Source organism: Oleiphilus sp. HI0117 (assembly GCF_001635235.1).
Window position 1 is genome coordinate 1 of the sequence record NZ_LWGA01000036.1, and the last position, 7,140, is coordinate 7,140.

Annotated in this window: 10 protein-coding genes; 7 read left to right on the top strand and 3 right to left on the bottom strand. The window is 44.4% G+C overall.

Annotated features, from left to right (window positions below; all coding sequences use genetic code 11):
* Positions 1 to 1,352, top strand: a 1,352-nt coding sequence (locus tag A3757_RS00730) for an alkaline phosphatase PhoX (RefSeq protein WP_068738981.1), incomplete at its 5' end; no start/stop codon positions are given.
* An 86-nt stretch (positions 1,353 to 1,438) separates the two neighbouring features.
* The gene (locus tag A3757_RS00735) at positions 1,439 to 3,118 is read left to right on the top strand and encodes a hypothetical protein (protein ID WP_068554229.1); all 1,680 of its coding nucleotides are present in this window, start codon (positions 1,439 to 1,441) and stop codon (positions 3,116 to 3,118) included.
* Between the two features lie 77 nt (positions 3,119 to 3,195).
* On the opposite strand, the gene A3757_RS00740 is transcribed toward A3757_RS00735, so the two are convergent.
* From A3757_RS00740 to tmpT, 3 genes are all read right to left on the bottom strand, one after another.
* On the bottom strand, positions 3,196 to 3,804 hold the full coding sequence (locus A3757_RS00740) for a Yip1 family protein (RefSeq protein ID WP_068554227.1): 609 nt from the start codon (positions 3,802 to 3,804) through the stop codon (positions 3,196 to 3,198).
* Positions 3,805 to 3,982: 178 nt separating this feature from the next.
* Positions 3,983 to 4,543, bottom strand: coding sequence for a bifunctional 2-polyprenyl-6-hydroxyphenol methylase/3-demethylubiquinol 3-O-methyltransferase UbiG (locus tag A3757_RS00745; protein WP_068554225.1), 561 nt, complete (start codon positions 4,541 to 4,543; stop codon positions 3,983 to 3,985).
* Between the two features lie 54 nt (positions 4,544 to 4,597).
* Entirely contained in the window at positions 4,598 to 5,239 is a 642-nt protein-coding gene (tmpT, locus tag A3757_RS00750; protein WP_068553689.1) for a thiopurine S-methyltransferase, read from the bottom strand.
* A gap of 206 nt (positions 5,240 to 5,445) precedes the next feature.
* On the opposite strand from tmpT, the gene A3757_RS00755 reads away from it, so the two are divergent.
* The 5 genes from A3757_RS00755 (at position 5,446) to A3757_RS00765 (ending at position 6,893) form a co-directional block, all read left to right on the top strand.
* A complete protein-coding gene (locus A3757_RS00755; RefSeq protein ID WP_068506955.1) occupies positions 5,446 to 5,778 on the top strand; it encodes a zinc ribbon domain-containing protein YjdM in 333 nt (110 codons plus the stop codon).
* Between the two features lie 68 nt (positions 5,779 to 5,846).
* A complete protein-coding gene (locus A3757_RS25500) occupies positions 5,847 to 5,996 on the top strand; it encodes a hypothetical protein (protein WP_156490468.1) in 150 nt (49 codons plus the stop codon).
* 74 nt (positions 5,997 to 6,070) lie between these two features.
* Positions 6,071 to 6,202 (top strand): hypothetical protein, encoded by a 132-nt coding sequence (locus A3757_RS27840; RefSeq protein WP_255374960.1) that lies wholly within the window; start codon positions 6,071 to 6,073, stop codon positions 6,200 to 6,202.
* Positions 6,203 to 6,328: 126 nt separating this feature from the next.
* Positions 6,329 to 6,580 (top strand): type II toxin-antitoxin system ParD family antitoxin, encoded by a 252-nt coding sequence (locus A3757_RS00760; protein WP_068506949.1) that lies wholly within the window; start codon positions 6,329 to 6,331, stop codon positions 6,578 to 6,580.
* Positions 6,573 to 6,893, top strand: a complete 321-nt coding sequence (locus tag A3757_RS00765) for a type II toxin-antitoxin system RelE/ParE family toxin (protein ID WP_068506946.1) — start codon at positions 6,573 to 6,575, stop codon at positions 6,891 to 6,893. Before A3757_RS00760 ends, A3757_RS00765 begins: the two co-directional genes overlap by 8 nt.
* The last annotated feature ends 247 nt before the right edge of the window (positions 6,894 to 7,140 follow it).

The following is a 7,140-nucleotide window of genomic DNA, read 5'->3' on the forward strand; positions in this document are numbered from 1 at the left end:
AGATGGGTGATATTCTTGCTGCCGATGGCACGACTCTGATTAAGAGCTCTAATGACCCGGATTTTAACGGTGTTATCTCTGACGGTGGTACAGGCTTCTACCTATACACTAACTGGGAAGACCGCCCAGGAAGCATGAGCCGTATGAACCTAAGCAACCTTGGCGCAGGTGAGACGGGTTACCAAAATATATCTCTTGAAGGTATGTTAGATTTCTCTTCAGTTGATGGAACGTGGGTAAACTGCTTCGGTACTGTCAGTCCTTGGGGCACGCCTTTGACAGCAGAAGAGCTTTACTTTGATGACACGGCTGATTGGTTTGATGAATCATATCAATACTTCAGCAACCCTCAATCACTTGCTCAGTACTTGGGTTACCCAACTGACGGTTCTGGTGCATGGCCAAACCCGTACAAGTATGGCTACATTGTTGAAGTCGGTACGTCTAGCACTGCTGCAGACCCAGCGCTTGCAAACGTAGAACTAAATAAACTTGAGCTTCAAGGCCGCTTCTCTCACGAAAACAGCGTAGTGATGCCTGACCAGAAAACAGTATTCTTGAGTGATGACGGAACGGGTGTTGTGTTCTTCAAGTTTGTTGCTGATGCAGCAGGTGATATGAGCTCTGGTACTTTATACGCTGCGAAAGTCACTCAGACGAATGGTGTTAGCGATCCTTCTGAAGCTGCTTTTGCAATTGAGTGGATTGAGCTTGCGCACGGTGCTGAAGCTGATATCGAAGCTGCAATTGCTGAATATGATGCGGGCACACTTGCTAGCCCAAGCTATATTACTGATCAGCAAATCAATGATTGGGCTGAAGCTAAGCTTTCTCAGGATCTAGATGGCAGCGGTTCTGTTGCAGCTGATCCCTTTACTGATGACCGTCCTGCTTTCCTAGAGAGCCGTAAAGCAGCTGTTGCTTTGGGCGCGACGGGTGAGTTCCGTAAGATGGAAGGTGTTGTTATCAACTATGGTCTTGCAGATAACTGGTGGAATGCTGGTGCTGCTGATGGTGATCAGGCTTACATGTATATGGCTATGTCATCATTTGACAAAACAATGGCTGATGATGAAGGTGATATCCAGCTAGACGGCACTCACGGCCCATGCGGTGTGGTATATCGTATGACCTTGAAAGAAAACGCTGGCAACGTAGACGTTGATACTATGGTTCCTGCAATTGTAGGTGGCCCATACTACTCTGATCGTGATGTGAATGAGTGTAGTGTTAACAATATCTCTAACCCGGATAACCTAGCTGTAATGGACGACGGTCGTCTATTGATTGGTGAAGATACTGGGAATCATGAAAACAATGTTATCTGGGTATATGAAGATCCAGCACTGTAGTTTTCATTAAGTTAGTACTCTAAGAGTACTGTAAGGGGAGGGCGAATTGTTGCCCTCCTTTTTTCTCAGACACTAAAGAAATTCTTATGAAATATATTAACCTATTGGCCTTACTTGTTCTGATGAGTGCTTGTAGCAGTGATTCGAATACGAGCAAGAGCAACACACAAAATGACCCTGATGCTGAAACAGAGCTATTAGCGAGTCTTAATTTCCCGACAGAGATTAATGAGGGAACATCAGGTCAGCTTCGTGCGACGGAAGATGGCATTACCTATAACAAAGAAGCGATTGTCCCTCCTCAGTGTTATACCAAACATGAAGCAAAGCACAATCCATGTATGGCTTGTCACCAGACACATCCTTTTGGCTCCAGCACAAACTATATGGCCGATGGCGTATTACAGGCAGAATATGCTTTCTCTGATGTTGGGGTGACCAATCATTGGAAGAACTTGTTTGAAGATAAGACTGAAAAGGTTGGTCAGATCTCAGATCAAGAGGTTATTGATTACATTAATACGGATAACTACACGCCTTTAATTGAGCAATTAGAAGCAAGTTCGGATTGGGAAGGCCCTATCCCAAAACTTGTAAATTTACAGCAAGGCGCAGATGCTTTTGACGACGAAGGCATTGCCAAAGACGGCAGCTACTGGGTCGCATTTAATTACAAACCTCAACCTAGCACCTTTTGGCCAACAAATGGCTCTACAGATGACGTAATGGTGCGCTTACCTGAAGAATTCAGAGCGGCTGCCGAGAGTTGTACTAACGATACCAGTGCTTATTCACGAGATACTTATTTAGCTAACCTTGCGATTATGGAAGCGGCGATTAAAAACCTGGATTCAGTATCCTTGCCACAAGTTGATGAGCGCGTATTTTGTACCGACTTGAATAATGATGGTCACCTTGGTGTGATTTACGAAATCGATAGACCCGCTTTCTATGTGGGGCAAGCGTCTGATGTAGCGGTCGTACCAATGCTTTACCCTGAAGGTGTTCAATTCCTTCATACTGTTCGTTATGTAGGCGTGTCAGCTGATGGTGATATAGGTGTGTCACCACGAATGAAGGAAGTGCGTTACATGCGCAAATTCAAATTGTTTGATGAGCCTGATTTGATTTCCATGTATGGCAACGAGCGACAAGAAAAGATTGATGAAATATTGCCGAAGTATATCAATCGTGGTGATCATGGGCTTGATAACAGCTTTGGCTGGATGATTCTGGGCTTCATAGAAAATGCCGACGGTTCAATGCGTAGACAAAGCTATGAAGAACATAACTTCTGCATGGGTTGTCATACCTCGATTGGCAGTACGATAGATCAGACTTTTGCATTTCCACGGAAGGTTACAGGCTCTGAAGGTTGGGGCTATATTAACTTGAAGGGCATGAAAGATGCGCCGGTAATGGGTGATACCGAAGGTGAAATCCTGGACTACCTAAAGCGAGTTGGTGGTGGCGATGAGTTTCGTGAGAACGGTGAAATGCTAGAGAAATGGTTTAATGAAGACGGGACAGTTAAGGAAGAAGAGGTGGTTGCCGCCGATGTATATGAGCTGCTAACGCCTTCTGTTCGTCGAGCACTTGATTTAAACAAAGCCTACATGACCATTGTTGCTGACCAGGACTTTATCCATGGTCGAGACGCGAACATTACGCCGGTGACAAATGTTTATAAGGAAGTGGACCCGGATACTGCGCCGACGCTACCAGCAGATAAACAGCGTATGAAAGATATTCGTTTGCAGTGGTAAGTGGCATATGAAATGAGAAGGGGGCTTAATATAAGTCCCCTTCTGCGTTTTGGTATTTCCTTTTTAGTGTTTGCCCTTTAACGCGTGACAAACTCTGGGCCAGCGCCCATGCTCCAAATAATGACGGTGCCGATTAATGTTGTCACCAGATAAACCAGAGAAACTGTTAATATCGCACCGACAAAGAAGAAGGCTTGATCCTGGGATATCTTCAGTACATGAGGTAAACCGTCATACATCAGGTAAGCTGCATAACCCGCTGCTGCGAGGAAAATAGCAGCATTCACCCAAGGCTCTGGGTACAGTGGTGCTAAACCAGCTAGGAACAGAGGCGTGCAGGAGTAAGCGACGAGTGCTATTCCGTTCGCGGCAAACTCATCATGGCCACTGCCATAGTTGCGAGACATCCAGTCAATCATAAAGCCAATAAAGTAAATGCCCGCGACCATGGCGACATAAGTCAAAATACTGAGCGTCATTGCACTCGATTGAGAAAGGTAAACTAACTGGCCTTCACCCACTTGCCAACCATATTGAGTGGTTGAAATGTAGGCGCATACTGGGGCAATCAAGGCGAGAAGGCAGATATAGGCGGCCATCTTAAGCGGGCTTGAATGTTCTTTTCTTATTGATTCCCACTCTTCATCGGGGTGTGTGAACATTCCAGGGACATGACTTAATAACATACGGTAAACCTCTATTGATCATTATTGTTTTTTAGGAGTTACTGCGCTGTCTATTTCTTAGACAGTTTTATTATAGGCCAGTCAGGGTTCAGAAGCTTAGATCTCTTTGCACTTAAAAAACGACGTGTACTTCCCCTTTGTTCTTATGAACTCCGCTTTTGAGTGAGCGTAGGAAGGCTTACACTTTGCGAAACAGATAATCATCCATATAACTTTCACCTCGTTGAATGGAGGCGAAATGCTCGAGTTCCAGGTGCTCGTTTATATTTCTGAGTTCACCTGGCTCTAGGCAGAAGCGACGGGAAAAGCCGTTTTTCTCATGATGGGTGAGGTTAAAGGTGCTCAAAAGTAACTTTCCACCGGGGCGTAACAGTGCGATGAACAGGGGCCAATAATGAGGCGCTGGTTTAAAGTGCGTCATCACGATGTTATCAAACGTCTCTAGCTCGTTTAGTTGTTCTGGGTGATCGAGGTCTAAGGTATAAGTGCTTACTTCTAGGTTTTTCTCTTGTGCGAAGGTGTTCAGTCGATCCAGGGCGACTTCTGATATGTCGGCAGCCGATACAGTAAAGCCTTTCGCGGCTAGGAATAAGGCTGCTGCACCGTCGCCACTGGCAATATCAAGCACACTGCCGGGTAGGAGCTGGTCTAAAGCCTCCTCGATAAAAGCGGGTGCTTTCGCTTGAATCATCGGGCGCTCGCTAAAGCGCTTATTCCAGCGAGCTTGGTCTTCTTTCATGGTCTTCTCTTTCTAGTGAGTAGGCTTGCTAACAAGAATAAAAGGGCTGAGGGTTTAATTCTCGCCCTCAAGTAGCCAGACATATTCAGTGATAGGAAAGGCTGCTGAAAACTTGTCTGAAACCTTCGTGCTATCAAGGGGCCGCAAGTTGTAATGCTGTGCGTAGTGTTGCTGCAACTCTTCTTCGCTAACTGAAAAAGGCGGTCCACCCATTAGGCTCTGATCATACTGATAGCAAACCACTAGCTGAGGCGTTCCAGCAACCAGAGTGTTGAGGTGTGAGGCATATTGCTTGCGCATCTCTACAGGCAAAGCAACTAAACTGCCACGGTCAAACACAGCGTCAACCTGGCCAAGCGTTTCTTTATCGACACTGAAGAAATCACCGACTAGTATGTCTACATTCTCAGCATGATAGCGTTTAATTTGCCCCTGGGTGCTCACTTCTGGCCGAACGCCCATTTCATCGAAAAGTTGTTGTATGGCCAACTCGCTTAACTCGATGCCAACAACCTGAAATCCCTTAGAGGCTAGCCAAGGAATATCGAGAGTTTTCCCACATAAAGGTAAAAGTATTCGTTTACCGGGGGCGAGCTTGAGCAAGTCGAGGTGTTTTACCAAGTTAGGGTTTGCTTCACTTTCATGAAAGCCGATGGTGTTGTTTTTCCAACAATTGAACCAAAAATCGGATTGCATAGAGATACCTGGGATGAGCTTAGGAAGGTTAAGTATTTTAACGCTGTCTAGCGCTTAGGCAAGTGTAACTAAGTGTCGACATAAAAGGATCTTACTTATTTAGAAGATTCTAAATGCTAATTGGTAGATAATAACACTTTAAAGCTTGCTCCCAGGGCAGGCTGATTCATTGTTAGATTCATGTTGAAACCTAAAAGAGAATATCTATGCCTAATTGCCCGAAGTGCGATTCTGAATACCCTTATGAAGACGGCCCTAGTTTTGTTTGTCCTGAGTGCGCCCATGAATGGCCCATTAATGCTGAAGAAGATGAAGATCGTTTGATTGTAAAAGATTCAAATGGCGCAGTGTTAGCTGATGGCGATAGTGTTACCGTTATTAAAGACCTTAAGATCAAAGGCTCTTCTTCAGTCGTAAAAGTTGGCACCAAGATCAAAAATATTCGCCTGATCGAAAGCTCTGATGACCACAATATTGATTGTAAGATCCCTGGAATCGGTGCGCTTAAAGTGACACCGAAATACGTTAAAAAAGCTTAGCGTTGATAGGCTCTCTCTATAGGAGAGCTTCGATATTCTCGCGTTATATCTTTAGAAGGGTGGGTCTGATGAATTTATCTGAATTTACGCCTGCTCAGTCACAAGAAGTGATTGTGCTGTTCCGTGATGTCTTTTCTATGGCCGAGGGACTGGACGAGGGTTTGTTAATTGGCGATTTAGTTGCCGATTTGATTGCCAGCACTAGTATAAGAGTCTAAGGGGTCGGTGACAAATAAGAATCAGTTGTCACCGACCCCTTATTTCCTTATTTACACATAAAGGAGTTTAAGCAATGTCTACCAACCGCCAATTTACTAAACATCAATTCGGCCCAAAAGGCTGGACACCTGAGCGAATCGAGTCTCTTAAAGGTAAGACTTACCTCATCACCGGTGCTAATAGTGGTACCGGTAGAAGTAGATGATGCGCTTGATCTTGCTGAACGAATTCAAGTGTAGTTATTGTTTAGCCGTGTTGGTTAATTCCTTGCCAGCCTGAATAAAGTCATGTAAATTTATTTGTAAGACATATTCTTACGAAGAGGTTTGTTATGGCAGATACCGTTACATTTAGACCTACTGATGATCAAGGCGGTTTTATTGAAGGTCTGATTAGTTCAGGTGATTACTCTAACCAAAGTGAAGTCATTCGCGCTGGCTTGAGACTTCTGCAAGAGCATTACGCTGAATCAAAGCTAGCAGAATTACGCCAGCTTATTAAAGATGGTGAAAATAGCCCCATTATCGAAAATTGGAATGCTGATGATTTTATTCAACGGATGAAGAAAAAGCATAATGCATAAAAACCAAAGCTTTTTTGTACACCAAAAAGCAGATGAAGACTTAGAAGCTATTTTTGATTATAGCCTAGAGAAATTTGGTTTTGCTCGAGCTGCACGTTATATCAAAGATATAGAAATAATGTTTAAGCAATTAGCTTGCAATCCTCAGAAGGGAAATACGTTTGATATCCAACTACCAAGCTGTTTGCATGTAAGAGTTGAGTCACATTTCATTTATTATGCAGAGTGCCAGGGTGGCATTGAAATCTTCAGGGTTCTTCATCAACGCATGGAACCAAGTAAACATCTAATTGATATCCTAGATCAAGATTAAGCTCTTTGCCGCCAATGAATTTGATGTAACTTTTTGAGACATCTAATCGGAATTTTCTTCACTAGTGCCAATGAGTCCGCATTTAAGACCCTGACAACTCAAATAGGGTGCGCCGTGCGCACCGATAAACCCCGCGACTCAAACAAACAGTAATGGGGGGGCGGCCAAAGCAATTTCCCTAACCTGTAGGCAGAGCCTTCCACGGCTCGCAAGCGGGCTAGCACGGGGCAGATTCATGCGAGGGGTT

What these genes read in the sequence shown, in the direction of transcription:
- A3757_RS00735 (WP_068554229.1), top strand. Translation starts at nt 1,439, where the DNA reads ATGAAATATATTAACCTATTGGCCTTACTTGTTCTGATGAGTGCTTGT.
- A3757_RS00740 (WP_068554227.1), bottom strand. Translation starts at nt 3,804, where the DNA reads ATGTTATTAAGTCATGTCCCTGGAATGTTCACACACCCCGATGAAGAG.
- A3757_RS00745 (WP_068554225.1), bottom strand. Translation starts at nt 4,543, where the DNA reads ATGAAAGAAGACCAAGCTCGCTGGAATAAGCGCTTTAGCGAGCGCCCG.
- tmpT (WP_068553689.1), bottom strand. Translation starts at nt 5,239, where the DNA reads ATGCAATCCGATTTTTGGTTCAATTGTTGGAAAAACAACACCATCGGC.
- A3757_RS00755 (WP_068506955.1), top strand. Translation starts at nt 5,446, where the DNA reads ATGCCTAATTGCCCGAAGTGCGATTCTGAATACCCTTATGAAGACGGC.
- A3757_RS25500 (WP_156490468.1), top strand. Translation starts at nt 5,847, where the DNA reads ATGAATTTATCTGAATTTACGCCTGCTCAGTCACAAGAAGTGATTGTG.
- A3757_RS27840 (WP_255374960.1), top strand. Translation starts at nt 6,071, where the DNA reads ATGTCTACCAACCGCCAATTTACTAAACATCAATTCGGCCCAAAAGGC.
- A3757_RS00760 (WP_068506949.1), top strand. Translation starts at nt 6,329, where the DNA reads ATGGCAGATACCGTTACATTTAGACCTACTGATGATCAAGGCGGTTTT.
- A3757_RS00765 (WP_068506946.1), top strand. Translation starts at nt 6,573, where the DNA reads ATGCATAAAAACCAAAGCTTTTTTGTACACCAAAAAGCAGATGAAGAC.